Below are 25,245 nucleotides of genomic sequence, written 5' to 3'. Positions count from 1 at the left end.
GCCCGGGCCGTCGCCACCGCCGTGAACGCGGGCGAGGACGCCCACTTCACCGAGATCGTCCGGGGGGGGCGGGCCGCCGCCCGGGGGACCGCCCCCCCCGGGCCCCCCCCCGCCCCCCCCCCCCACGCCCCCCTTCCGACACCCGCCGCAGGGTGTCGGCGACGAGCGGCGACCCCGCGTCCCCCTGGAGCACCGGGTCGGCCGGTCCGTCGTCGACGACGATGGCGAAGCGGCGGGCGGCGGCGCGAGTGGAACGGGACGCTGGGACACCGCGGATCCGTTGACCTGCAAAGACGTGGACCGGTGGGACGGCCTGTGGGACGCTGGGTGATCGAGGGGGCGGGGAATGTCGTTATCGGGGCACGTGGGCGCGTTCGCGCGCGCTCTCGCCGAGCTGAAGCGGCGCAGCGGGCGCAGCTACCGGACGTTGGGCGAGCGCACCGGGCTGAGCAGCTCCGGGTTGCACCGCTTCTGCCAGGGCCTCGCCGTGCCGGAGCACTTCGAGGTGGTGGCCAGGATCGCGCGGGCCTGCGGCGCGACCAAGGCCGAACTGGTCGAGCTGCACCGGCTGTGGGCGATGGCGACGTCGGAGACCGCAGGCGCCCACGACGAGCCGGTGGCGCGGCAGCTGCCCGCTCCCCCGGCCAGGTTCGCCGGGCGGGAACGGGAGTTGGCGCACGTCACGGCCGCGCTCGCGGCACAGCCCGCCGCCGTGGTGATCTCGGCGATCAGCGGCGCCGGGGGCATCGGCAAGACCTGGTTGGCGCTGCACTGGGCGCACCGCAACCTGCACCTGTTCCCGGACGGTCAGCTGCACGTCGACCTGCGCGGCTTCGACCCCACCGGCTCGCCGGTGCCACCGGAGGCGGCCGTGCGCGGCTTCCTGGAGGCCATGGGCGTCGCGCCCGCGACCATCCCCACCGACCCGCAGGCGCAGGCCGGCCTGTACCGCAGCGTGATCGCCGGTCGGCGGATGCTCGTGGTGCTCGACAACGCCCGGGACACGGCGCAGGTGGTGCCGCTGCTGCCGGGCAGCCCGACGTGCACGGTGCTGATCACCAGCCGCCGCCGGCTGACCCGCCTGGTCACCGCGCACGGCGCCCGCCACGTCGACCTGGACGTGCTGCCGGTCCACGAGGCGCGCAACCTGCTCGCCCGGCACCTCGGCGCGGACCGGCTGGCCGCCGACCCCCGCGCGGTGGACGACCTGATCGCGTTCTGCGCCGGCCTGCCGCTGGCGCTGGGCATCGTGGCGGCCCGCGCGACCAGCCACCCCGAGTTCTCGCTGTCCGCCCTGGCCGACGAGCTGCGCGACCACGCGGGCCGGTTGGACGCGCTCAACATCGACGACGCCGAGGCCAACCTGCGGGCCGTGTTCTCCTGGTCCTACCGGGCGTTGGCGCAGCGGACGGCGACCGCGTTCGGGCTGCTCGGCCTCGCACCGGGGCCGGACATCGGGCTGCCGGCGGCCGCGGCGCTGATCGGCACGTCCACCGCCGAGGCCCGGGTGCGGCTGCGCGACCTGGAGGCGGAGAGCCTGGTGCAGGAGCACACGCCGGGCCGGTACCGGATGCACGACCTGGTGCGGCTGTACGCGGCGGAGCAGGCGGCGCGCGACCTGGCCGGGCCGGTGCGCGACGAGGCGTCGACCCGGCTGCTCGACTTCTACCTGCACACCGCGTACTCCGGGGAACGCCTGCTCGACCCGCACCGGCCGCCGATCGTGATCGGGCGCCCGGTCGCCGGCGTGGCGCCGCACCCGCTGCCGGACCTGGCCCGCGCGGTGACGTGGTTCGAGGTCGAGCACGCCAACCTGATGGAGGCGCAGCAGCTGGCCGCGCGGGAGGGCAGGCACCCGACGACGTGGCGGCTCGGCTGGGTGATGCACACGTTCCACTACCGGCAGCGGCACCGCCGGGACAACCTCGTCACGTGGCGCACCGCCGTCGCCGCCGTCGAGCAGCTGGACGACCCGGGCGACCAGGCCCGCGCGCACCGGCGGCTCGGCGTGGCGCTGCTGGACGTCGGCGAGCACCGCGACGGGCTGGCGAACCTGCACCGGGCGCTGGAGGAGTTCCACCGGGCGGGCGACGTCGCGGGCCAGGCGCGCACGCACGAGGCGTTCGCCGCCGCCTGGGACCAGCAGGGCGACAGCGAACGCGGGCTGACGCACGCCTACGAGGCGTTGGAGCTCTACCGGGGGCTGGACGACCGGACCCGTGAGGCGAACATGCTCAACTCGGTCGGCTGGTACCACGCGGTGCTCGGCGACCTGGCCCGTGCGGCGGAGTACTGCACGGCGGCGTTGGCGCTGCACCGGCGGGTCGGCTACGCCGACGGCGAGGCGTACACGTTGAGCAGCCTGGGCCACATCGCCCACCGCACCGGCGACCACGCGCGGGCGGTCGAGCACTTCCGCGAGGCGATCGCCGTGCTGCGCAGCCTGAACGACCGCGGCGAGGAGGCGAGCACGCTGGACCTGCTGGCGCAGGCGCATTCCGCGTTGGGGCAGCACGACCAGGCCCGCGAGGCCTGGTCGCAGGCGCTGGAGCTGTACCACTCGCAGCACCGCACCGCCGAGGTCCTGGAGGTCCGCTCACGACTGGCCGCGATCGACACCGTCGCCTGAGCACCGGGGAGCCGCCGGGTAATCCGCCTGACATCCCGGACCGGACACCCCACCCTGTGTCCATGGCACCGGGGATCGACCTGTCCACCATGCGCGACGCGGTCGCACTCTGGAACGTCGACCAGGGCAGCGCCGCCGACGTCGTCCGCGCGGCGTGCGACCTGCTGGTCGCGGGACTGGACGGCCCTGCGCTGTGCACGCTCGCGGCCGTGTCGAGCCACCACGCCGGCGAGGACGTGCCACGACTGCTCGAAGCGGCGTTGGCGGACGTGGGCCTCGAGCACCACCCGAAAGGCTCGGCGGCGGCCGGCGAAGCCGTGCTGAAGGCGATGGCGTCGCGCGTCCTGTCGGGGGTCCTCGCACCCCGGGCTCTCGCCGAGTGGGCGCACTCGACCTTCGGTCACGAGACGCTGCCCTCGGCGGAGCGCCTGGCGGAACTGGACGACGCCTACGACCTGTCCGGGTATCCCCCGGGCCTGACCTTCGAGCAGCTGGACACCGAGATCACCGCCGAGGCACGGCGCATCGTGGCGTCCGACTCCACGGCGGTCAGCGGCTGAGCGCGCTTCGGGTGCCGTGCGCGATCTCCAGGTCTTCCCGCGCGGTCACGACGAGGGTCCGGGCCCTCGCGTCCGGCCCGGTGATGTCGGTGTCGCCGTCGGCGCGCTCGTTGCGCTCCGGGTCGACCGCCACCCCGAGGAACGCCAACCGCTCGGCGGCACGGCGGCGCACCGCGGCCGAGTTCTCGCCGACACCGCCGGTGAACGCGAGGACGTCCAGACCGCCGAGCGCCGCGGCCATCGAGGCGATGCCGCCGACCAGCCGGTGGGTGTAGACGTCCAGCGCCAGCACGGCGTCCGGGTCGCCGCCGGCCGCCGCCGCGTCGATCTCGCGCAGGTCGCCGGTGCCGGCCAGCGCGGTGAGCCCGGACTGCTCCTCCAACGCGGTCGCGACCTCGTGCGGGGTCAGCTCCTCGTGCTCCTCCAGCCACAGCACCAGACCGGGGTCGACCGTGCCCGACCTGGTCGCCATCACCAGGCCCTCCAACGGGGTGAAGCCCATGGTGGTGTCGAAGCAGCGGCCGTCGGCGATCGCCGCCAGCGACGCGCCCGCGCCCAGGTGGCAGCTGACGAGCCGCCGGCCGTGCGGCACGAGTTCGGCCACCCGGCGCGCGCAGTGGGCGTGGGACAGGCCGTGGAAGCCGTAGCGGCGGATCGCGTACCGGTCCCGCCACTCCCGGGGCACGGCGTACGTGGCCGCCGCCGCGGGGATCGTGGTGTGGAACGCGGTGTCGAAGCACGCGACCGCCGGCACCTCCGGCAGCAGCCGGTGCACCGCGTCCAGGCCCGCCAACGACTTCGGCTGGTGCAGCGGCGCGAGCGAGGTCAGGTCGACCAACGCCTGCCGCACCAGGTCGTCCAGCACGACGGGATCGGTGAACCGCGTGCCGCCGTGCACCACGCGGTGCCCGACGGCGTCCGGTGCGGGCCAGTCCTCCAGCACGTCGGCGAGCCGCTCCGGGTCCGGCTCGACGTCGGCGGTGCGCTCCACCTCGTCGTCGGCCGCGAGCAGGCGCAGCTTCAGGCTGGACGAGCCCGCGTTGACCACCAGGACCCGCACGTCAGCCCCACGTCCAGTCGGCGATCGCCGGGTCGTCCTCGCCGTGCTCGCGGGTGTGCTGCCGGGCGGCGAGCCGGGCGTCCGCCATCCGCTGCCGCAGCGACGCCGCCGCGCCGCCGAGCGACGGCACCCGGTCGATCACGTCCATGACCAGGTGGAACCGGTCCAGGTCGTTGAGCATCACCATGTCGAACGGCGTGGTCGTGGTGCCTTCCTCCTTGTAGCCGCGCACGTGCAGGTTGGCGTGGTTCGTGCGCCGGTAGGTGAGGCGGTGGATGAGCCACGGGTAGCCGTGGAACGCGAAGATCACCGGCTTGTCCTCGGTGAACAGCGCGTCGAAGTCGCGGTCCGGCAGGCCGTGCGGGTGCTCGGTGTCCGGTTGCAGGCGCATGAGGTCCACCACGTTCACCACGCGCACCTTCAGGTCGGGCAGGTGCTCGCGCAGCAGCTTCGCGGCGGCCAGGGTCTCCAGCGTCGGGATGTCGCCCGCGCACGCCAGCACCACGTCCGGCTCGCCCTCGGTGGTGCCCGCCCAGTCCCAGATGCCGAGGCCACGCGCGCAGTGCGCGACCGCGTCCGGCATGTCCAGGTACGTCAGCGCCGGTTGCTTGCCCGCCACGATCACGTTCACGTAGTGCCTGCTGCGCAGGCAGTGGTCCGCGACCGACAGCAGCGTGTTGGTGTCGGGCGGCAGGTAGACGCGGACGATCTCGGCCTTCTTGTTCACCACGTGGTCGAGGAAACCGGGGTCCTGGTGGCTGAACCCGTTGTGGTCCTGCCGCCAGACGTGCGACGAGAGCAGGTAGTTCAACGACGCCAGCGGCGCGCGCCACGGGATCGCCCGCGTCGTCTTGAGCCACTTGGCGTGCTGGTTGAGCATCGAGTCGACGATGTGGATGAACGCCTCGTAGCTGGTGAACAGGCCGTGCCTGCCGGTGAGCAGGTAGCCCTCCAGCCAGCCCTGGCACAGGTGCTCCGAGAGCACCTCCAGCACCCGGCCGTCCGGCGCGAGGTGGTCGTCGCCGGGCACGGTGTCCGCCCGCCACTTGCGGCCGGTCACCTCGAACAGGGCCGACAGCCGGTTGGACGCGACCTCGTCCGGGCCCATGACGAGGAAGTTGTCCGGGTTGAGGCGCACCACGTCGCGCAGGAACCCGCCGAGGACCCTGGTCGCCTCGCTGCTCCCGACGGCGGGCCGTTCGACGGTCACCGCGTGGTCGCGGAAGTCGGGCATCCGCAGGTCGCGCAGCAACCGACCGCCGTTGGTGTGCGGGTTGGCGCTCATCCGCCGGTCGCCGGTGGGCGCGAGGGCGCGCAGCTCGGGCACGAGCCTGCCGTCGTCGTCGAACAGCTCCTCGGGCCGGTAGCCGCGCAGCCACTCCTCCAGTTGCGCGCGGTGCCCGTCGTCGGTGCGGGTGGCGGCGAGCGGGACCTGGTGGGCGTGGAACGTGCCCTCGACCCGCTGCCCGTCCACTTCGCGCGGTCCGGTCCAGCCCTTCGGGGTGCGCAGCACGATCATCGGCCACGGCGGGCGCCGTCGCGACTGCTTCATCTCGGCGATGTCGTCCAACACGGTGTCCAATGTGGACGCGAGCTGCTCGTGCACGGCCTTGGGCTCGTCGCCGACGACGAAGTGCGGCGTGTGGCCGTAGCCGCGCAGCAGGGAGGCCAGTTCGTCGTCCGGGATGCGCGCCAGCACGGTCGGGTTGGCGATCTTGTAGCCGTTGAGGTGCAGCACGGGCAGCACGACGCCGTCCCGGGCGGGGTCGAGGAACTTGTTCGAGTGCCAGCTCGCGGCCAAGGGCCCGGTCTCCGCCTCGCCGTCGCCGACCACGCACAGCGCCAGCAGGTCGGGGTTGTCGAACACCGCGCCGTAGGCGTGCAGCAGGGCGTACCCGAGCTCGCCGCCTTCGTGGATGGAGCCGGGGGTCTCCGGTGCGACGTGGCTGGGGATGCCGCCGGGGAAGGAGAACTGGCGGAACAACGCGCGCAGGCCGTCGAGGTCCTCCCCGACGCCCGAGTAGACCTCGCTGTAGGTGCCCTCCAGGTAGGCGTTGGCGACGAGCCCCGGGCCGCCGTGGCCGGGCCCGGCGACGTAGAGGGCGTTCAGGTCGCGTTGCCGGATGGCGCGGTTCATGTGCGCGTAGAGGAGGTTGAGGCCGGGTGTCGTGCCCCAGTGGCCGAGCAGGCGGGGCTTGACGTGCTCGGGGCGCAGGGGTTCGCGCAGCAGCGGGTTGTCGAGAAGGTAGATCTGCCCGACGGACAGGTAGTTGGCCGCACGCCAGTAGGCGTCCAGCAGGTCCAGGTCGTCCGCGGTCCGCTCGGTCGACGGCATCCTCCGACGCTAGCTCTGATCACGGGGGTCCGAAACTCGGCGCGGGGCGTGGACGGGCGGGAACGAAGGCCTCGGGTGACGATGGGGCCCGGAGGTGGGGATGTCCGAGGTCGCCGGCACTCGGCAGGCGGGGTTGACCTCGGCGGAGGTCGCGGAGCGGGTCGCGGACGGGCGGACCAACGCCGTCGCGTCCCGCACCAGCCGCGGTGCCGGGCAGATCGCGCGGGCGAACGTGATCACGCCGTTCAACGGGCTGCTGACCGCGTTGTTCCTGGTCGTCCTGACCACCGGGCGTTGGCAGAACGGCCTGTTCGGGCTCGTCGTGGTGGCCAACACGGCGATCGGCGTGGTCCAGGAGCTGCGGGCCAAGCGCACCCTCGACCGCCTCGCCGTGCTCAACGCGCCACACGCCCGGGTGACGCGCGACGGTGTGACGTCCGAGATCGGGGTCGAGGAGGTGGTGGCCGACGACCTGATCGTCCTCCGCACCGGGGACCAGGTCGTGGCCGACGGCGCGGTCACCGACGCCGACGGCCTGGAGGTGGACGAGTCGCTGCTCACCGGCGAGTCCGACCCGGTGCACAAGGCCGTGGGCGACGAGGTGCGCTCCGGGTCGGTCGTGGTCGCCGGATCGGGCCGGTTCCAGGCCACGGCGGTCGGCGCGGACGCCTACGCGACCCGCCTCACCGCCGACGCGCGCCGGTTCACGGTGGTGCGGTCGGAGCTGGTCGCGGGCACGAACAAGCTGCTGCGGTGGATCTCGCTGATGATGCTGGTGGTCGGCCCGCTGCTGCTGTGGGGCCAGCTGCGCAGCCCGGACACCGACGACTGGCAGGAGGCGATGACCGGCGCGGTCGCGGCGCTGGTCGGCATGGTCCCCGAAGGCCTGGTGCTGCTGACCAGCCTGGCGTTCATGGTGGCCGCGGTGTCCCTCGCGCGGAAGCGGACGCTGGTGCAGGAGCTGCCCGCCGTGGAGGTGCTGGCCCGGGTCGACGTCGTCTGCCTGGACAAGACCGGCACGCTCACGCACGGCGACATCGTCTTCGACCGGCTGATCGCGGACGGCCCGCAGGACGACGTGCCGGAGGCGCTGGCGTTGCTGGCGACGGCTCCCGACGCGAACGCGACCTCCGCCGCGTTGGCCGACGCGTTCTGCTCCACCACCTGGCGGCGCACGGGCGGCGTGCCGTTCTCGTCGGCCCGGAAGTGGTCCTCCGTGGACACCGACGGGCACGGCACGTGGGTGCTCGGCGCGCCGGAAGTGGTGTTCCCCGGAGGCGGTCGGCTGTCCGAACGCGCCGCCGGCATCGCCGCGCAGGGCAGGCGCGTGCTGGTGCTCGCCTCCGCCCACTCCCCCGCCCGGGACTCGGCGCTGCCCGCCGACCTCGACGGACGGGCGCTCGTCGTGCTCGCCGAGCGGATCCGCGACGACGCCGCCGACGCGGTCCGGTACTTCGCCGAGCAGGGCGTCACGCTGCGGGTGATCTCCGGCGACAACCCGCGCACGGTCGGCGCGGTCGCGGTGTCGGTCGGCGTGCCCGGCATCTCCGACGCGGGCGAGGCGGTGGACGCGCGCACGTTGCCCGACGACCCCGACGCGCTCGCCGACGTGCTGGAGACCTCCGCCGTGTACGGGAGGGTCACGCCGCAGCAGAAGCGGGCGGTCGTGGGCGCGTTGCAGCGGCGCGGGCACGTGGTCGCGATGACCGGTGACGGGGTCAACGACGCGATGGCGTTGAAGGACGCCGACATCGGCGTGGCGATGGGCAACGGGGCCGCCGCGACCAGGGCGGTGGCGCAGCTCGTGCTGCTGGACAGCCGGTTCGCGCACCTGCCGGACGTGGTCGCGGAGCGTCGGCGGGGGAAAAGCCAACATCGAGCGCGCGGCGAACCTGTTCCTGGTGAAGAACGTGTACTCGCTGGTGCTGGCGCTGGTCGTGCTGGCGAGCGGGCTCGCCTACCCGTTGGCCCCGATCCAGCTCACCATGATCTCGACGTTGACGATCGGCGTCCCGGGCTTCGTGCTCGCCCTCGCCCCGAACCGGCGTCGTTACGTGCCAGGGTTCCTGGGGCGCGTGCTGCGGCTGGCCGTGCCGATCGGTGTGGTGATCGGGCTGGCGGCGTTCGGCGGCGACCTCGCGATCCGCTCGCTCGACCCGGGCGGTGGCCGGGTGGCCGGTCAGACGGTGGCGACGGTCGTGGTGCTGGTGGCGTCGTTGTGGACGTTGTCGCTGCTGGCGCGGCCGTTGACGGGGTGGAAGGTGGCACTGCTGGCGGGCTTGACGACGGCGGCGGCGGTGATCCTCACCGTGCCGGTGCTGGCGACGGACGTGTTCCTGCTGCACGTGACGCCGCAGCGGCTGTTCGTGGGCGTGGTCGTCGGCGCGGTGGCGGCGTGCTCGGTGGAACTGGTGGGCCGGATCAGCCGCCCCACCGCATCTTGACCTGCGCAGTGGTGCCGTTACGCGCCGACCGTGCCGTCGATGCCCTCGCGCAGGAAGTCGGCGTGGCCGTTGTGCCGGGCGTACTCGTGGATCACGTGGAGCATGACCAGGCGCAGCGACACGTCCTCGCCCCAGCGCTCGTGGTGGCCCGTGACGTCGAGCGACTCGGCCTCCCGCTCGATGCGACGGGCGTGCTCGACCTCGGCCTGCCAGGCCTCGAACGCCTCGGACCTGGTCGCGGTCGAGGCGTCGTAGGCCACCTGGAAGTCGCAGTCGGGCGACCACACCAGCGGGACGTCCTGGTGGTCGATCACGCGCCGGAACCAGGTCCGCTCGACCTCGGCCAGGTGCCGGACCAGGCCGAGCAGGGTGAGCGTGGACGGCGGCATGGAGCGGCGGCGCAGGTCCTCGGTGGACAGGCCGTCGCACTTCATGGCCAGGGTGGCGCGGTGGTAGTCGAGGAACGCGCGCAGCGTCTCGCGTTCGCCGGCGCGCAGGGGTGGGCCGACGCGTTCGGTGGTCATGGGCCCATCGTGCCCGCAGGGCTAAGGTCGCCTGCCATGGACCCGCTGGTGCCCCGGTACGGGGGCGGATCGCTGGCCGACGTCGTGCCGTCGTTGCTGGCCGGGCTCGGTGTGCCGGGGATGGTGGACGTGCTCGGCATCTCCGGCCCGTCCCGGGTGTGCGTGCTGCTCGTGGACGGTCTCGGGTGGCGGTTGTTGCGGGAGCACGAGGCGGACGCGCCGTTCCTGTCGTCGTTGGCGGGTCCGCCGATCACGGCCGGGTTCCCGTCGACCACGGCGACCAGCCTGGCCGCGTTGGGCACCGGGGTGCCGACCGGTGAGCACGGGCTGGTCGGGTACTCGTTCGCCGACGGTGGCGAGGTGCTCAACGCGCTGCGGTGGTCGCGGTACGGGGCTACCCCGCACGTCGACTTGCGGGACGTGCTCGTGCCGGAGGAGGTGCAGCCGCGGCGGACGGCGTTCGAGGCGGCGGCCGAGGCCGGGGTGGCGGTGCGGCTCGTGCTGCCGCGCGAGCAGAAGGGCAGCGGGCTGACGCGGGCCGTGCTGCGGGGTGGGCGGTTCCAGGGCGTGCTGGGGTTCGGCGACCTGGTGGCGCGGGTGGCGGAGGCGATGCGGTCGGACGACCGGGTGCTCTGCTACGCCTACCACGCCGACCTGGACGCGCTCGGGCACGTGTACGGGCCGGGCAGCCAGGCGTGGCGGTGGCAGTTGCGGTTCGTCGACCGGTTGGCGGCGGCGGTGGCCGACGGGTTGCCGGCCGGTGGGGCGTTGGTCGTGACGGCGGACCACGGGATGGTGGCGGCGGACGACCGGGTCGACTTCGACACCGACGACGTGCTGCGGGACGGTGTGCGGGTGCTCGGCGGCGAGGCCCGGGTGCGGCACGTCTACACGTCCAAGGCGGAGGCGGTGCGGGCGCGGTGGGCCGAGCGGTTGGGTGATCGCGCGTGGATCGCGTCGCGCGCGGAGGCCGTGGCGGCGGGGTGGTTCGGGCCTCGGGTGGAGGACCACGTGCTGCCGCGGATCGGCGACCTGGTGGTGGCGGCGAAGGGGTCTCTGGCGGTGGTGCGTTCGACAGTGGAGCCGGGACTCACTACCTTCGTCGGGCACCACGGCTCGCTGACGGAGGAGGAGCAGCACATCCCGGTCCTGAACACGATCGGGTGATCATGGCCGGAAAATGTACGGGAACAGTGTTCTCGTACATCGGTTGGATAGACCGAGCGCCGACCAGCCCCGCCCCGTCACCACAGGGCCCCGGCGAGGTCGCCGTCACGTGAGCTCCTCGCGCCGTCACGTGAGCTCCTCGCACAGGGCCCAGATGGCGTCCCGGTTGCGTTGGTCGAGGACCGCGTCGGGCCACGACGCGCGCCGGCAGCGGCTGGTGAAGTAGGCCCCGTGCACGCCCTGCGCCTGCGGGCTGGAGGCGAGGTAGATGCTGGATCTCGACGCCTTGACCACCGCCCGGTGTCCGTACAGGACCGGCATGGCCAGCCGCAGCAGCGGCACGATCGGTCGGGCCGGCGGCGGGTAGGCGCCGATGGTCAGGCTCTTGTTCATCGAGGTGTAGGCGTGGCCGGGGTAGGCCACGTTGAGGGTCACGGCGGTCCCGGCCAGGCGTTCGGCGAAGGTGTGGCTCATCGCCATCAGCGCCAGCTTGGTCTGGTTGTAGAACGACAGCCCGACGTATGACTTCTCGCCCTGCAGGTTGTCCAGGTCGATCCGTCCACGTGGGACACCACCGGTGATGTTGATGATTCGGCCGGATGCGGCGGTCAGGGCCGGCAGCAGGAGTCGGGTGAGCGCGTAGGGGGCCAGGACGTTGGCGGCGAAGGCGGTCTCGATGCCGTCTTCGGTCAGCTCCCGCCGCTCCTTGGTCACCCCCGCGTTGTTGATCAGCACGTCCACGCGGTCGCACCGGGTGGTGACCTGCTCGGCGAGTCGGCGCAGGTCGCGCTGCCGGGTCAGGTCGGCGGTCAGCGCGTCGACGTCGCCGTTGCCGGTGTCGCGGCGAAGTTCGTCGGCGGCCGCGTCGGCTCGGCCCCGGTCGCGGCCGACCAGGATCACCCGGGCGTTCAGCCGGGCCAGCCCGCGGGCGGTTTCCTTGCCGATCCCGCCGGTGCTGCCGGTCACCACGACGGTCTTGCCGGTCAGGGTCATCGCTGCCTTCTCCCCTCGTGCAGGTCGGTCCAACTATATGTCACCCGGTGACAAGTTTGACACCCGATGTCGCTAAGTAAACTCCGGTGCATGGCAGCAGGGCTACGGGAACGCGCCCGACGGGCGGTACGGGCCGAACTCGCGCAGATCGCGTTGGGCCTGTTCGCCGAACGCGGGTTCGACGAGACCACCGTCGGCGAGATCGCCGAGTCCGCGGGGCTGACCAAACGGAGCTTCTTCCGGTACTTCCCGGCCAAGGAGGACGTCGTCTTCGCCGGCATCGACGTCACCGGCGAACAGGTCGTCCAGGACATCCGCGCCCGGCCCGCCGACGAGGACCCGTGGCAGTCCCTGCACCAGGTGCTGCGGCAGTGGCAACAGCAGATCCGCGCGTCCGAGCAGGCGCTGGCGAGCCTCCGCCTGATCGAGTCGACCCCGTCGCTGCGCGCCCGCCTCCACCAGAAGCGGGCGCAGTGGCGCCAACAGGTCAGCGACGCGCTGCGCGACCGGCCCGGCGCCGACCTCGACCCCTTCACCGCCGACCTGCTCACCAACGCCGCGACCGCGGTCCTGGACACCGTCTCGCAGGAATGGCTGCGCACCGGCGGCGCCGCCGACCGGGCCGCACTGCTCGACCGCGCCTTCGCCACCCTGCGGCCAACGCGGCCGTGAACGACGACCGGCCACCCCGCCCGTCACCGCGACAGCCGCTCGGAGCGGGCTCGGCATAGCATCACGTGTCGGCCGCCAGGGGACGCCGGGCGCTCCAGGGGGGCGCCGGGCCGTGCCGGGAGGCCGCCGACACGACCGCGGCCGGGGACGGGAGGCGACGAGTGGAGCACGGGTCGCCGGTGGTGGACACGTCGGTCGCCGGGGTCGTGGAGGCCAGGTGGGGTGTCCGCCCGGAGCCCGCGATCGCGCGGTACGCCGAGCCGGGCTGGCAGCTCTCGCCCCTGCCCATCGACCGGCGGTGCCCGAAGTGCGAAGGCGAACTGCACGGCCTCTACCGCGCCCACCCGGATCGCGGCAGGCAGCAGCTCCAGGCCGCCGTCGTGTGCCCCGCGTGCCCCGCGTCGTTCACGCTGCGGGAGTTGAAGCTCGCGCAACGCTCGGTGCTCGGCGACCTGCGCCCGGCCGCCGTCTCGCGCCGCCTCGCGGAGGACGCCCAGCTCGAAGCCCTGGCCCGCAACTCGCGCGCCGTCCGCCCACCGGCCGCCGATCGGCCCCGGAGCGCGCCGGCCGAGCCCGACGGACCACCGCGGAACCCGTCGACTCGCCCTGCGGCATCGGAGCCGGGTTCGCGGCGACCGGAGTCTGGCGCCGGGTCGCCGGAGGACGGTTCGCGACGGCCGGGGGCGGCGGGTTCCGGGCGACGGCGGGCGGAGTCGCGGCGGGCGGAGCGGGCGCGGGACGACGCGGATCCGCGACGGGCGGGCGGATCGCACGGTGAGGCGGAGGCCGAGTCGCCTGCGACTGAGGGTGGTGCGCGAGGCGGGACGGTTGCGGACGGGGCGGTTGCGGACGCCGAGGTGGAGGCGGCGGACGGGGCGGCGGCGAGCGCGGACAGCACGGCCGACAGCGCGGGCCAGGCGCGGGTTCGGGTGGGGCGGCGGGTGTCCACCGTGGCGATGGCGGCTCGGATCCGGTCGATCCTCAGCGGGGCGGAGGTTGCGCCGGCGGCCCGTTCGGCGGCGGTGCCCGTGTTGCCGCCGGCGTTGGCGGCGTTGGAGTCGCGGCCCGTCTGGTGGTGCAAGACGGTCGACCCGGCGTTCGACCTGACCGACGTGCCGGCCGGCGTGGACGCTCGGGTCGTTTTGCCCGATTCGCCCGAATTCACCCCTGTGAAGGAGCGACTCGAAGCGGCCGGGGTGCCGTTCCGCGCCATCCGCCACTGGCTGGAGCAGGAAGAAGTGTCCGCGACCGCCGCCACCGCCTGGCTGTCCGATGTCGGCGGTGTCGTGCCCGAACGGTGCGAGTCGGTCGTCGGCGACGGAGCCCGAGCGGCTCGCCTGGCCTTCGAGATGCTGTGGGACCTGCACGAACCGACCGACGCCGACGTGCCCGACCCCGTTCCCGTCGCACGGCACGTGCCCGCCGACTGGGCGCGGTTCCTGCCCTTCCCCGTGCTCAACCCCGCCCAGGCCCAAGCCGCGCCCCACCTGGTGGACGGCGACTCCCACCTGCTGATCACCGCACCGACCGGCGCGGGCAAGACCGCGATGGGCATGCTGGCCGTGCTGAAGGCGATCCTGCACGAGGGCCGCAAGGCCGCCTGGCTCGTCCCCCAGCGCTCGCTCACCGACGAACTCGACCGAGAACTGGAGACCTGGCGCGACGAGGGCCTCCGCGTCGAACGCCTCTCCGGCGAGTACGCCGTCGACGTCGAGGCCGTCAAAGCGGCCGACCTCTGGGTCGCCACCACCGAGAAGTTCGAGGCGATCTGCCGCGCGTCGTCCCTGCAGGCCGCGCTCGGCGAGGTCGGCTGCCTCGTCGTGGACGAGGTCCACCTGCTCGGCAGCCCCAACCGCGGCGCGTTGCTGGAAGCCCTGCTGGCCCGGGTCCGCGGCATCGACTCGCCGGTCCGGATCGTGGGGCTCTCGGCGACCGTGTCCAACGCCGCCGAGGTCGCCGAATGGCTGGAGGCCGACCTCGTGGCCACGACCTGGCGGCCGTCCAAGGTGACCTGGCAGCTCCCGACGATCCCGGCGGCCTCCGGCTTCACCGCGAACAACCGCCTGCGCGAACAGGTCGTGCTCGACCTGACCCGGCGGCACACCGCCGAGGGCGGCAGCGTGCTGGTGTTCTGCGGCTCCAAGCGCAACGTCCGCTCCACCGCGATGGCGATCGCCGCCGACCGGGGCGCGCCCGTGCACACCGTCGCCCCCGACGACGTCGACGGCCTGACCAAGGCGTGCGCGGAGGTCGGCGTCCGCCTGCACTACGCCGACTACGAGCACAAGCACGCCGCGGAACGTGCCTTCCGCGCACGTGAGGCGGACGTCCTGGTCGCCACGTCCACCGTCGCCGCCGGCGTGAACCTGCCCGCACGGGCGGTGATCGTGCGCGACGTCTCCATCGGCGGCGAGCCGATCGACACGTCCACCGTGCTGCAGATGTTCGGCCGGGCCGGCCGCATCGGCGCGGGCGAGACCGAGGGCTGGTCGTACCTGGTCGTCGACGAGACGCAGCGCGCCGACTGGCAGACCAGGCTGGTGGCCGGGTACTCGGTGTACTCGCGGATCCGCGACTCGCTGCCCGACCACGTGCTGGCCGAGGTGCTCCAGGGCCGGATCGGCACGACGGACGACGCGCAGGCGTGGTGGGTCGAGACGCTCGCGCACGCGCAGGGCGACGACGACCTGGAGCCGGTGCAGGAGGCCGTGGCGTTCCTGGTGGACGAGGGCCACCTGACGGCGACCGGCGACCGGCTCGACATCACCGAGCTGGGCCGGCTGACCGCGCGGATGATGGTGTCCACCCACACCGGCCACCGGTTGCGCCGCACGCTCGGCCTGCTGCCCGTGCCGCACGACCCGGACGAGGCGGAGAACGCGCTGAGCCTGGTCCTGTCGGTCGCCGTGCGCGACCTGGCGGGCATCCCGGTGCCGGAGCCGGTGCGGCCGGCCGTGGCCACGGTGATCAAGGCGGGCGGCAAGACGTCGCAGATCACCAACACGACGTCGGTCAAGGGCCTCGGCTCGCAGACGACCACCGCGCCGGGCGACCTGGCGTGGGCGGCGCTGCTGCTCGCGGCACGGTCGCCGCACCTGTTCGACTCGCCCGGACGGCGGGTGGCCGGCGGCATCCCGCTGGCCACCCTGCACCCGGTGTACGAGCAGGCGCCGAGGTTCCTGGCGTGGCTGGCCGCGCAGGGCGTGCTGGGCACCGTGCACCCGTGGATCGCCGTGGTGGCCGCCGACCTCGACCACCGCGTCCGCTGGCGGAGCCTCGCCCCGGGCCGCGGCGCGGGCCGGCTGCTGTGGATGTGCGAGGAGATGGCGACCCGTGCCCACCTCAGGGAGGTGGTGCCGGGCCTGTGGCGCTCGGCGGTCGCGCGGGGTCTCCGCGCGCCGGACTGGCCACCGGGGCGTTCGCCGGCGGGCTGCGTCCTGGACCACGCCGGCTACACCGCGCTGCTGCGCGAACGCACCACCAACCACACCCTGACCGCGCACGCAGACCACGCCACCGTCACCGGCGGCACAGGCGCGACCGCGATCGCCTGGCGCGGCCGGACCTGGACCACACCGACGACCTCCGCGACCGTCCCCTACCCACCGGCGGACGACGACGACCCGAGCGAAACCGGGGTAGCCGTCTTCACCCGCCGCGGCGACTACCGCGCCACCGGCTGGCTCACCGCCTACACCGCCCTCGACACCGAAGGCACCCCACCGCCACCGGCGCGCACCCGCCGAGGGCTGGGCCGATGACTACTCGCGGTCGAGCGCCTCAGCCAACACCGGCGCGAGGCTCCGGCTGAACGCGGCGTTGAGGTGGTCGGGGTCGTAGTACACGGTGATGTTGCCGACCACGCCGTGGCACTTGTGCACGTCGCAGAAGTAATCGGTGAAGTCCACCAACGACACCATCTCGTTGTCGCTGGTCCGCGCGACCTCCGACAACGGGTCCGAAGGCTGCGCCGTCGCACGGTCCACCGCGCACACCCCCGGATCACCGGGGTTGAGCGCCACGCACTGGTGGTCGCGCACCTCGCCGTTCAACGGCGGGTCGCCCAGCACCACCACGCGCGCACCCGCGTCGGTCCACCGCTTCCACCGCGGTTCGAGCCCGTCGCGGTACTGCTCGGTCTGCGAACGTCCGCTGCCGTCGTCCACGCGCTCCTTGCGGGCGTAGAACGAGGTCAGCACCAGCGACGGCGAGTCCTCCGCGATCACGTCGGTCATCCGCGCGGTCCAGTCGGCGCACTTGCGCCTGGCCTCGTCGGTCGCGACGCCGCGGTAGCCGACGAAGTCGACCTCCGCGAACGGACACCCGCCCAGGTAGGCGTACTTGAGCACCCAGCCGTGCTCGCGGGCCAGGTCGACCACCGGTGGCTGCCACTGCTGGGCGTGCGAGTCGCCGACGAGCCAGACCACCCGCGCGGACGCCGATCCACCGCTGTAGTCACACAGCGAGACGTCGGCCACACCCTCGACATCGACGCAACCGGGCGGAGCCTTGAAGTACTCGTTGACGGGTCCCATGTGCACGACCTCCGCCGGGCCCAACGGGTTCGGGCAGCCGTTGGTCGGGATCAGGGCCTGCCCGCCGACGCACACCCCGACGCCGCGCTCCTCGGCCTCCCGCTCGGCCTGCGCGACGTGCCGCCCGTAGGTCCAGTTCAACCCGGCCGCGGCCGCGGACACGACGAGCAGGCCGACCACCATCGCGGCGAACGTCCAGCCCGTCCCGAGGCGGACCGCGATGCCCCTGTCCTCGACCAGCACCTTCGACAGGTACGCCAGCACGAGCGACACCCCGAGCACCGCGAGCAGCAGTGGCGTGGTCATCCGGCCCGCCTGCAACGCGTCGGCGAACACGAACGGGGCGACCATGATCAACGGCCAGTGCCACAGGTACAGCGAGTAGCTGATGCCGCCCAGGAACTGCACCGGCGACGACGCCGTGACCGCGGCGTGCCACTGCCGCCCCGGACGTTGCCCGGACGCGATGACGAGGGCCGTGCCGACGGTCGGCACCAACGCGAGGTAACCGGGGAACGGCGTCGCGTGGTCGTAGAGGAACGCGGACCCGAGGATCATGGCGAACCCGACCGCCGAAGCCGCCCCGGCCAGCCGCTTCGACAACTCGACGCCGGTCAGCGCGATGAGCGCGCCCAGCGCGAACTCCCAGACGCGGCCCTGCGTGACGAAGTACGCCTGGTTCGGCTCGACCTGCGTGTAGTGGACGCTGAACGCCAACGACGCCGCGCCGACCAGCGCGATGCCGACGACCTGCGCCCGCCGTTGCCGGACCTTGAACAACACCACCAGGAGCAACGGCCAGACCAGGTAGAACTGCTCCTCCACCGACAGCGACCAGTAGTGCTGCACGAGGCTGGCCGCCGTGTTGGCGGCCGAGTAGTCGACCGACTTCGCCGCGAGGAGCCAGTTCTCCCAGTACAAGGCCGCTGCGACCGACTCGGCCGCGGTCGCCTCCCACCGCGGGTACGGCAACAGGAGGTACGCGGCGACGACGCTCACGCCGAGCACCAGCAACGCGGCGGGCAACAGCCGGCGGATGCGGCGGGCGTAGAAGCGGCCGAGGCGGACGCGGCCGGTCGAGGTGATCTCGCGGTCGAGGTGCGAGCTGATCAGGTAGCCGGAGATGACGAAGAACACGTCGACGCCGACGTAGCCGCCGGTGAGACCGCTCGGCCAGAGGTGGTTCACCACCACGGCGAGCACCGCGACGGCGCGCAACGACTGGATGTCGGTGCGGAACGCCGACTGTCTTCGCGCCTCCACGGGGGCGTGTTCCTCGACGACTGTACTCACTCTTCAGCCTGTCCCTCGAACGTGTCGCCTGACTACAGGCTGATTGGCGCAGGAGAGTACCTGATCAGCTGCGCCGACCAGCCACTTGTTCCGGAAGCCCGAGTTCACGGCCCCTTGGACGAGCGGGTAGCCGCCGGGGTTGGTCAGGCCTCCCGCCGCGGCACGGGTCACGGTCGTGTGATGCCCAGATCCTCCACGGTGATCGGCTCGGCGATGTCGGCGCTGTCCGCGTAGATCCACAGCGCGCCCAGGTCAGTCTGCCAGTTCGGCTCCCGGCTGCCCGTGCGCAGCAACGTGTTCCGGCGGATCGAGGTGGTGCCGGCCAGGGGCACCGGGTCGACCTCGTGCCGACCGCGATACCCGCCGCCGAGGTCACGGTGTCCGCGACGTGGTCGCCCTCCGCGCGGTTGCCGGTGCCGCGCTGCGGTCGTGGAGCCTGGACGGCGCGGCGGTGCCCGACGACGTGTCTGTGGTGGGGTTCGACGACCTCGACCTGTGCGAGTACGTGACGCCCGGGTTGACGACGGTCGCGCAGGACGTCGCGGGCAAGGCGATCACGGCGATGCGGATGCTGCTGGACTCGGTGGAGACGGGCGAGTTGCCCGAGGAGCCGGTGACGATGGGCGTCCGGCTGGTGGAGCGCGAGTCCACCGCGCCCGTGGGCGGTCAGCCGGCGCGGCGGCGTCGGCCGTAGTCGCCCGGGGTGGTGCCGCGCCAGCGGCGGAAGGCGTGGATGAAGGCCGCCGCCTCGGCGTAGCCCAGGCGTGCCGCGATCCGTTCCACCGGCAGGTCGGTCGTGGTCAGCAGCTCCTCCGCGCGCGCCGCCCGCGCCTCGTCCAACAGCTCCTGGTAGCCGGTGCCGCGGGCGGCCAGCCTGCGCCGCAACGTCCGCGCGCTCATCCCCAACTCCCCCGCCACCTCCGCCACCGTGACGTCGAAGGCGTCCGACCCGGCCAACCGCGACCGCACCGCCGCCACCACCCCGAGCCGGTCCCGGCGGCGGGCCACCAGGTCCCGGAGCTGCGCCTCGCACATCGCGCTGGTCTCGGGGCTCGCCAGCGGCAGGTCCCGCCCCAGCAACGAGATGTCGAACGACGACCCGCACCGCGCCGCCCCGAACGTCGGCCGCACCCCGAACACGGCCTCGTGACCGTGATCGGCGGGCTCGGGGAACCGGAAGTCCACCTCCAGCACGGGCACACCGCCGGGCACCAGCTCGCCGATCACCGTGTGGATCGCGGCCAGGTCCCGTTCGGCCAGGAACCGGGCCACCCCGGCGGGCAGCGCGGTGTCGTCCAGCTCCACCCGCACCCGGTCGCCGTCGACCGACGCGGTCGGGTTGGTGAACGCGAAGCTCAGGTCCAGGTAGCGCAGCGCGGTGTCGACGGCGTCCCGCACGGTGGCGCAGCTGAGGAACGCGTAGCCGAGGATGCCGAACGTGGTCGCGTGGTACCGGCGGCCGACGTCCACCCCGTTGTCCGGCAGCACGGCGACGAGGTTGCGCACGACCCGCAGCTCCTGGCGCGCCTCGACCTCCGCGGCCGGCTCGGCCAGGTGCGCGGCGTCCAGCCCGCTGCCCGCGAGCAGCCGGTCCGCGCCGATGCCGTGGTCGGCCCCGAAGCGCACCAGCAGCGCCACGCTCGCGATGCCCCGGCGGAAGTCCCAGTGCCGCACCGCCGGCTCGGTCAACGTCGCCATGGCCACCATTGTCAATTACCCGGCCGGTGATGTCCTGGTGCGTTCGAGGGGTTCCTCCCTACCGTCGCCGGGGTGACGGCGGTCGTGGTGATCGGGGCGGGGTTCGCGGGCATCGGCATGGCGCTGGGCCTGCGCCGGGCCGGGTTCACCGACGTCACCGTGCTGGAACGCGCGGACGACGTCGGCGGCGTGTGGCGGGACAACACCTATCCCGGCGCGGCGTGCGACGTGCCGTCGTCGTTGTACTCGTACTCGTTCGCGCCCAACGCCTCCTGGCCGCGCCGGTACGCCGCGCAGCCCGACATCCTCGCCTACCTGCGCGACGCCGCGGCCCCGGTGCGCGACCTCGTGCGGCTGGGCTGCGACGTGACCGGCGCCGCGCGCGAGGGCGGTCGGTGGCGGGTCGAGCTGGCGGGCGGCGAGGTGGTCGAGTGCGACGTGCTGATCAGCGCGGTCGGGCAGCTGTCCCGGCCGGCCGTGCCCGACCTGCCGGGGCGCTTCGGCGGGCCGGCGTTCCACAGCGCGCGCTGGCGGCACGACGTGGACCTGCGCGGACGGCGAGTGGCGGTGATCGGCACGGGCGCCAGCGCGGTGCAGTTCGTGCCGCACGTGCGGCAGGTCGCGGAACGCGTGACGGTGTTCCAGCGCACCGCGCCGCACGTGCTGCCGAAACCCGATCGCGCCCGCCCGTCGCGGTTGCTCGGCGGACGGGTCGGCCGCGTGGCGACGTGGCTGACCGGCGAGCTGCTGACCGCCGCGCTGACGTCGGGCCCCGGCTCGCGCAAGGCGGTGGAGGCGTTGACCGCGCTGCACCGGTTCTGGCGGGTGCGCGACCCGGTGTTGCGGGCGAAGCTGACCCCGGGCGCTCCGGCCGGCTGCCAGCGGCTGCTGTTCTCCAACGACTGGTACCCGGCGTTGACCCGCCCGGACGTCGACGTCGTCACCTCGCCGGTCACCGGGCTCACCGAGCACGGCGTGCGCACCGCCGACGGCGTCGAGCACCCCGCCGACGTGCTGGTCTACGGCACGGGCTTCGCGGCGGCCGACTTCCTCGCGCCGCTGCGCGTCCGCGGCCGGGACGGGCGGGAACTGGCCGACGCGTGGGCCGGCGGCGCCCGCGCGCACCTGGGCGTCACCGTGCCCGGCTTCCCGAACCTGTTCCTGCTCTACGGCCCCAACACGAACCTGGGCGGCAACTCGGTGCTGACCATGATCGAGGCGCAGATCCGGTACGTGCTGCGCGTGCTCGACCGGCTCGTCCGCGCGGGCGTGGCCGGGGTGGAGGTGCGACCGGAGGTGGCGGAGGCGTTCGACGCCGAGGTGCAACGCCGCCTGCGGCACAGCGTGTGGAGCCTGTGCTCCAGCTGGTACCGCGCGGACGGCGGCCGGATCACCACCAACTGGCCCGGCCTGGTGTGGGAGTACCGGCGGCGCACGGCACGGGCGGACCTGGCCGACTTCCGAGCGGTGGGAGGGTGAGGGTGGACTACGACGTGCTGGTGATCGGGTCCGGGTTCGGCGGCGGCGCCACCGCGTTGCGGCTGAGCGAGAAGGGCTACCGCGTCGGGGTGCTGGAGGCCGGCCGCCGGTTCGCCGACGAGGACTTCCCGCGCACGTCCTGGCAGGTGCGCGACTACCTGTTCGCGCCGTCGCTGGGCTGCCTGGGCATCCAGCGGGTCGACCTCCTGCGCGACGTGCTGGTGCTCAGCGGCGCGGGCGTGGGCGGCGGGTCGCTGGTGTACGCGAACACGTTGTACGAGCCGCCGGAGGCGTTCTACCGCGACCGGCAGTGGGCGCACATCACCGACTGGCGGTCCGAGCTGGCGCCGCACTACGACCAGGCGTCGCGGATGCTCGGCGTGACCGGGAACCCTCGAACCACGGCGGCGGACCGCGTCCTGCGTGCGGTCGCCGAGGAGATGGGCGTCGGCGAGACCTACCACCGGTCGCGGGTCGGCGTGCACTTCGGCGCGCCGGGCGACCCGTTCTTCGGCGGTGTCGGGCCGACCCGGTCGCCGTGCACGCACTGCGGGCAGTGCATGACCGGCTGTCGGCACAACGCCAAGAACACCCTGGTGAAGAACTACCTCCACCTCGCCGAGCTCGCGGGCGCGCGGGTGCACCCGTTGACCACGGCGGTCGACGTGCGGCCGGCGCCCGGCGGTTTCACGGTCGCGACGCGGCGCACGGGCGGTCGGCGCGGACGGGACTTCACCGCGCGGCAGGTCGTGTTCGCGGCGGCGTCGCTGGGCACGCAACGACTGCTGCACCGGCTGCGGCGCACCAGCCTGCCGCGCCTCTCGCCGAGGCTGGGCACGTTGTGCCGCACCAACTCCGAGGCGGTGCTGGGCGTGCGGGTGCGCGACGGTGGCGCGGACCACTCGCTGGGCGTGGCGATCACCTCGTCGTTCCACCCGGACGAGCACACGCACGTGGAACCGGTGCGGTACGGGCGGGGCAGCAACCTGATGGGCCTGCTGATGACCGTGCTGGTCGACGGCGGACCGCGGCGGTTGCGACGCGGCGCGCGCGAGCTGGCGCGCGGGTGGCGCGACTTCGGGTGGCTGCACGACCCGCGCCGGTGGTCGGAGGAGACGATCGCGTTGCTGGTGATGCAGAGCCTGGACAACTCGCTGACCACGGTCGAGCGCCGGGGCGTGCTCGGCAGGCGGATGACCACGCGGCAGGGCGACGTGCCGAACCCGACGTGGATCCCGCTCGGGCACGAGGTGGCGCGGCGGATCGCGGCCCGCGTCGGCGGCGTCGCGCGCGGGGCGTGGCCGGACCTGGCGGACGTGCCGCTGACCGGTCACCTGATCGGCGGGTGCGTGATCGGCGACTCGCCGGCCACCGGCGTGGTCGACCCGTACCACCGGGTGCACGGCTACCCGGGCCTGCACGTGGTCGACGGTTCCACGATCCCGGCGAACCTCGGCGTGAACCCGGCGCTGACCATCACCGCGCTCGCCGAGCGCGCGATGTCGTTGTGGCCCAACAATGGTGACCGCGACCCGCGTCCGGAGCCCGGTGCGGCGTACGTCCGGCTGAACGCGGTCGCGCCGCGGAGCCCGGTCGTGCCGCCGACCGCTCCCGGGGCGCTGCGCCTGACCGTGAGGGGTGATCGATGAGCTATCCGCCGGAACCGTGGCAGCTGCACGGCCGCGCGTGCGTGTCGGTGTGGCTGGTCCGGGCGACGGCGCTGCCACCGCTGCCGGTGCGGCCGGTGACCGTGTTCGGGCGGGCCGTGGTCGGCACGGCGTTCGTGGACTACCGGCCGCCGGGCATGGCCTACCACGAGGTGCTGGCCGCCGTGCTGGTGCGGCGTGGCCTGCGGTTCGGGGTGTCGATCCCGCGCATCTGGGTGGACAGCCCGGCGTCGCTGGCGGGTGGCCGCGAGCTGTGGGGCATCCCGAAGGAGCCGGCGGAGTTCGAGTGGGGTCGGGACCTCGCCGCGTCGGCCCGGGACGAGCACGGTCCCCTCGCCTCGGTCCGCGCGCGGACGCCCCGGTTCGACGTGTGGCTGCCGGCGGCGGGGTCGACGTGGCAGGCGTTCGGCGACGGCCTGGCCCGCACACCCCTGCGCGCCACCGGTCGGGTCGCCCCGGTCCGCGCCCGCTGGCACGTCGACCCGGCGGGCCCGCTGGCGTGGCTGCTCCCGCACCGGCCGCTGGTCGGCGTCGCCGTCCGCCGGCTGCGCATGACGTTCGGGCCGCGCCGCCGCTAGGACCAGACCGGCTCGGGCACCTCCTCGACCCGGCCGTCCCGGTCGACGTGCAGGAACCGGTCGAAGTCGGCGGCGAACCAGCGGTCGTGGGTGATGGCCAGGACGGTGCCGGTGAACGCGCGCAAGCCCTCCTGCAAGGCGTCCGCGGCGGCCACGTCGAGGTTGTCGGTCGGCTCGTCCAGCAGCAGCAGCGTGTCGCCGGCCAGCTCCAGCAGCAGGATCTGCAACCGCGCCTGCTGGCCGCCCGACAACGTCTCGAACGGCTGCCGCCACGCGGGGGCGAGCTCGTAGCGGGCGAGGGCGGCCATCGCGTCGTCGCGCTCGATCCCGTGGTCCCGCGTGACGATGTCGGCCACCGCCCGTCCGACCAGGTCGGGGCGGGCGTGGGTCTGGGCGAAGTGGCCGGGCACGACCCGCGCGCCGAAGGAGATCCGGCCCGAGTGCCGGGTCGCGGACGGGTCGGCGAGCACGCGCAGGAGCCAGGACTTCCCGGTGCCGTTCGCGCCGAGGACGGCGATCCGCTCGCCGAACCACACGTCGAGGTCGAACGGCTCGATCAGACCGGACACCGCCAAACCCTTGCAGCTCAACGCCTGCTTGCCGGTGCGACCACCCTGCAGGCGCATGCGGACGGTGCGCCGCTTCGGCGGCCGTTGCGGCGGGCCGGCCTCCTCGAACCTGGCCAGCCGGGCGCTCGCGGCGCGGTAGGCCGAGGACACGGCGTCGTTGCGGGCGGCGTTCTGGCGCAGGGCGTGCACGGTGGTCTTCAGCCTGCGGTGCTCGTCGCGCCACCGCTTGCGCCGCTCGTCCAGCCGGTCGATCCGGTCGTGCCTGGCCTGGGCGAACGTGGCGAAGCCGCCGCCGTGCACCCAGACGTCGCGGTCCTCGACGGCGACGATCCGGTCGGCGGCGTCGGCGAGCAGCTGCCGGTCGTGCGAGACCAGCAGGATCGTCTTGCGGCTCGCGGCCAGCTCCCGCGCCAGCCACTGCTTGCCGGGCACGTCCAGGTAGTTGTCCGGCTCGTCCAGCAGCAGCACGTCGTCCGGGCCGCGCAGCAGGGATTCCAGGACCAGGCGCTTCTGCTCGCCGCCGGACAGCGTGGCCACGGGCCGGTCGGCGGCCCGGGCGAACGGCAGGCCGAGCGCGACGGTCGTGCAGGTGTCCCAGACGACCTCGATGTCGTAGCCGCCCGCGTCGACGTGCTCGGCGATGGCGTCCGCGAGGGCCAGTTGGGTGTCCTCCTCGTCGCGCCCGGCCACCGCGGCTTCGGCTTCGGCCAGGGCCTTCGCGCTCGCCCGGACGCGGTCCGGCGCGACGGCGAGCAGCAGGTCGCGGACCGCGTCGCCGGTGATGAACTGCCGCATCACCCCGACGCCGCCGCTGGTGGCGATCTCGCCGGCCGCGGGCCGCAGCTCACCGGCCACGAGCCGCAGCAACGTCGTCTTGCCCGCGCCGTTCGGCCCGACCAGCCCTGCGGTGACGCCCTCGCCGACGCGGAACGACACGCGGTCCAGCAGCACGCGCCCGTCGGCCAGGGCGTAGGTCAGGTCGGACACCTCGACGTGAGCCATCGGCCACCCTCTCGAACGTTGGTCGAGAACCCGACCAACG

General features: G+C 73.7%; 18 protein-coding genes and 1 pseudogene. 11 read left to right on the top strand and 8 right to left on the bottom strand.

Features of this window, described 5'->3' with window-relative positions; genetic code table 11:
* Window positions 1-346: 346 nt before the first annotated feature.
* Both AB0I91_RS39070 and AB0I91_RS39065 read left to right on the top strand, forming a co-directional pair.
* On the top strand, window positions 347-2,629 hold the full coding sequence (locus AB0I91_RS39070; protein ID WP_499641358.1) for an ATP-binding protein: 2,283 nt from the start codon (window positions 347-349) through the stop codon (window positions 2,627-2,629).
* Window positions 2,630-2,691: 62 nt separating this feature from the next.
* On the top strand, window positions 2,692-3,189 hold the full coding sequence (locus AB0I91_RS39065; RefSeq protein WP_499641357.1) for a hypothetical protein: 498 nt from the start codon (window positions 2,692-2,694) through the stop codon (window positions 3,187-3,189).
* Here AB0I91_RS39065 and AB0I91_RS39060 read toward each other — a convergent pair.
* Together AB0I91_RS39060 and AB0I91_RS39055 are read right to left on the bottom strand one after the other, a co-directional pair.
* Complete coding sequence (locus tag AB0I91_RS39060; protein WP_498773218.1) at window positions 3,179-4,249, bottom strand: acetate/propionate family kinase; 1,071 nt, start codon at window positions 4,247-4,249, stop codon at window positions 3,179-3,181. The genes AB0I91_RS39065 and AB0I91_RS39060 overlap by 11 nt on opposite strands.
* 1 nt (window position 4,250) lies before the next feature.
* A complete protein-coding gene (locus tag AB0I91_RS39055; RefSeq protein ID WP_498773216.1) occupies window positions 4,251-6,584 on the bottom strand; it encodes a phosphoketolase family protein in 2,334 nt (777 codons plus the stop codon).
* Window positions 6,585-6,684: 100 nt separating this feature from the next.
* Between AB0I91_RS39055 and AB0I91_RS39050 the strand changes: the two are divergent.
* Window positions 6,685-8,376: pseudogene (locus tag AB0I91_RS39050) on the top strand (HAD-IC family P-type ATPase); the annotation flags it as partial.
* 109 nt (window positions 8,377-8,485) lie between these two features.
* The gene (locus AB0I91_RS39045) at window positions 8,486-9,028 is read left to right on the top strand and encodes a hypothetical protein (protein WP_499641364.1); all 543 of its coding nucleotides are present in this window, start codon (window positions 8,486-8,488) and stop codon (window positions 9,026-9,028) included.
* A gap of 17 nt (window positions 9,029-9,045) precedes the next feature.
* Here AB0I91_RS39045 and AB0I91_RS39040 read toward each other — a convergent pair whose 3' ends face one another.
* Complete coding sequence (locus tag AB0I91_RS39040) at window positions 9,046-9,552, bottom strand: DinB family protein (protein ID WP_499641362.1); 507 nt, start codon at window positions 9,550-9,552, stop codon at window positions 9,046-9,048.
* 36 nt (window positions 9,553-9,588) lie between these two features.
* Between AB0I91_RS39040 and AB0I91_RS39035 the strand changes: the two genes are divergently transcribed.
* Window positions 9,589-10,719 carry an alkaline phosphatase family protein gene (locus tag AB0I91_RS39035; protein WP_499641360.1) on the top strand — a complete coding sequence of 377 codons (1,131 nt, stop codon included), beginning with the start codon at window positions 9,589-9,591 and terminating at the stop codon, window positions 10,717-10,719.
* 126 nt (window positions 10,720-10,845) lie between these two features.
* On the opposite strand, the gene AB0I91_RS39030 is transcribed toward AB0I91_RS39035, so the two are convergent.
* The gene (locus tag AB0I91_RS39030) at window positions 10,846-11,712 is read right to left on the bottom strand and encodes an SDR family NAD(P)-dependent oxidoreductase (RefSeq protein WP_499641354.1); all 867 of its coding nucleotides are present in this window, start codon (window positions 11,710-11,712) and stop codon (window positions 10,846-10,848) included.
* A gap of 90 nt (window positions 11,713-11,802) precedes the next feature.
* On the opposite strand from AB0I91_RS39030, the gene AB0I91_RS39025 reads away from it, so the two are divergent.
* Both AB0I91_RS39025 and AB0I91_RS39020 read left to right on the top strand, forming a co-directional pair.
* Window positions 11,803-12,384: a TetR family transcriptional regulator gene (locus AB0I91_RS39025; protein WP_498773206.1), complete on the top strand. Its 582-nt coding sequence runs from the start codon at window positions 11,803-11,805 to the stop codon at window positions 12,382-12,384.
* Between the two features lie 161 nt (window positions 12,385-12,545).
* Complete coding sequence (locus AB0I91_RS39020) at window positions 12,546-16,145, top strand: DEAD/DEAH box helicase (protein ID WP_499641352.1); 3,600 nt, start codon at window positions 12,546-12,548, stop codon at window positions 16,143-16,145.
* On the opposite strand, the gene AB0I91_RS39015 is transcribed toward AB0I91_RS39020, so the two are convergent.
* Together AB0I91_RS39015 and AB0I91_RS39010 are read right to left on the bottom strand one after the other, a co-directional pair.
* A complete protein-coding gene (locus tag AB0I91_RS39015; protein WP_499641350.1) occupies window positions 16,146-18,182 on the bottom strand; it encodes an acyltransferase family protein in 2,037 nt (678 codons plus the stop codon).
* A 197-nt stretch (window positions 18,183-18,379) separates the two neighbouring features.
* Window positions 18,380-18,544, bottom strand: a complete 165-nt coding sequence (locus AB0I91_RS39010) for a hypothetical protein (RefSeq protein WP_498773201.1) — start codon at window positions 18,542-18,544, stop codon at window positions 18,380-18,382.
* Between the two features lie 56 nt (window positions 18,545-18,600).
* Here AB0I91_RS39010 and AB0I91_RS39005 point away from each other — a divergent pair, with 56 nt between their 5' ends.
* Window positions 18,601-18,906 carry a substrate-binding domain-containing protein gene (locus AB0I91_RS39005; protein WP_498773199.1) on the top strand — a complete coding sequence of 102 codons (306 nt, stop codon included), beginning with the start codon at window positions 18,601-18,603 and terminating at the stop codon, window positions 18,904-18,906.
* Here AB0I91_RS39005 and AB0I91_RS39000 read toward each other — a convergent pair.
* Window positions 18,879-19,910, bottom strand: a complete 1,032-nt coding sequence (locus AB0I91_RS39000; RefSeq protein WP_499641348.1) for an AraC family transcriptional regulator — start codon at window positions 19,908-19,910, stop codon at window positions 18,879-18,881. The genes AB0I91_RS39005 and AB0I91_RS39000 overlap by 28 nt on opposite strands.
* A gap of 72 nt (window positions 19,911-19,982) precedes the next feature.
* Here AB0I91_RS39000 and AB0I91_RS38995 point away from each other — a divergent pair, with 72 nt between their 5' ends.
* Genes AB0I91_RS38995 through AB0I91_RS38985 form a run of 3 tightly spaced genes read left to right on the top strand, consistent with a single transcriptional unit; the run spans window position 19,983 to window position 23,634 of the window.
* A complete protein-coding gene (locus tag AB0I91_RS38995; RefSeq protein ID WP_499641346.1) occupies window positions 19,983-21,389 on the top strand; it encodes a flavin-containing monooxygenase in 1,407 nt (468 codons plus the stop codon).
* A 2-nt stretch (window positions 21,390-21,391) separates the two neighbouring features.
* Complete coding sequence (locus tag AB0I91_RS38990) at window positions 21,392-23,038, top strand: FAD-dependent oxidoreductase (RefSeq protein WP_499615911.1); 1,647 nt, start codon at window positions 21,392-21,394, stop codon at window positions 23,036-23,038.
* Window positions 23,035-23,634: an acetoacetate decarboxylase family protein gene (locus AB0I91_RS38985; RefSeq protein WP_498773193.1), complete on the top strand. Its 600-nt coding sequence runs from the start codon at window positions 23,035-23,037 to the stop codon at window positions 23,632-23,634. The genes AB0I91_RS38990 and AB0I91_RS38985 overlap by 4 nt, the downstream gene beginning before the upstream one ends.
* On the opposite strand, the gene AB0I91_RS38980 is transcribed toward AB0I91_RS38985, so the two are convergent.
* Window positions 23,631-25,205, bottom strand: a complete 1,575-nt coding sequence (locus AB0I91_RS38980) for an ABC-F family ATP-binding cassette domain-containing protein (protein ID WP_499641344.1) — start codon at window positions 25,203-25,205, stop codon at window positions 23,631-23,633. The two genes, AB0I91_RS38985 and AB0I91_RS38980, sit on opposite strands and share 4 nt — an antisense overlap.
* Between the last annotated feature and the right edge of the window lie 40 nt (window positions 25,206-25,245).

The organism is Actinosynnema sp. NPDC049800, from assembly GCF_040656635.1.
Lineage (GTDB): Bacteria > Actinomycetota > Actinomycetes > Mycobacteriales > Pseudonocardiaceae > Actinosynnema.
The sequence above is the reverse complement of the archived record's forward strand: the minus strand, read 5'-3'. Positions and strand labels throughout refer to the sequence as shown.

Excerpts from the sequence above, each read along its gene's own strand:
- AB0I91_RS39030 (WP_499641354.1), bottom strand. The coding sequence starts at position 11,712 with ATGACCCTGACCGGCAAGACCGTCGTGGTGACCGGCAGCACCGGCGGG.
- AB0I91_RS39065 (WP_499641357.1), top strand. The coding sequence starts at position 2,692 with ATGGCACCGGGGATCGACCTGTCCACCATGCGCGACGCGGTCGCACTC.
- AB0I91_RS39000 (WP_499641348.1), bottom strand. The coding sequence starts at position 19,910 with ATGGCGACGTTGACCGAGCCGGCGGTGCGGCACTGGGACTTCCGCCGG.
- AB0I91_RS39055 (WP_498773216.1), bottom strand. The coding sequence starts at position 6,584 with ATGCCGTCGACCGAGCGGACCGCGGACGACCTGGACCTGCTGGACGCC.
- AB0I91_RS38980 (WP_499641344.1), bottom strand. The coding sequence starts at position 25,205 with ATGGCTCACGTCGAGGTGTCCGACCTGACCTACGCCCTGGCCGACGGG.
- AB0I91_RS39025 (WP_498773206.1), top strand. The coding sequence starts at position 11,803 with ATGGCAGCAGGGCTACGGGAACGCGCCCGACGGGCGGTACGGGCCGAA.
- AB0I91_RS39070 (WP_499641358.1), top strand. The coding sequence starts at position 347 with ATGTCGTTATCGGGGCACGTGGGCGCGTTCGCGCGCGCTCTCGCCGAG.
- AB0I91_RS39035 (WP_499641360.1), top strand. The coding sequence starts at position 9,589 with ATGGACCCGCTGGTGCCCCGGTACGGGGGCGGATCGCTGGCCGACGTC.
- AB0I91_RS38985 (WP_498773193.1), top strand. The coding sequence starts at position 23,035 with ATGAGCTATCCGCCGGAACCGTGGCAGCTGCACGGCCGCGCGTGCGTG.
- AB0I91_RS39040 (WP_499641362.1), bottom strand. The coding sequence starts at position 9,552 with ATGACCACCGAACGCGTCGGCCCACCCCTGCGCGCCGGCGAACGCGAG.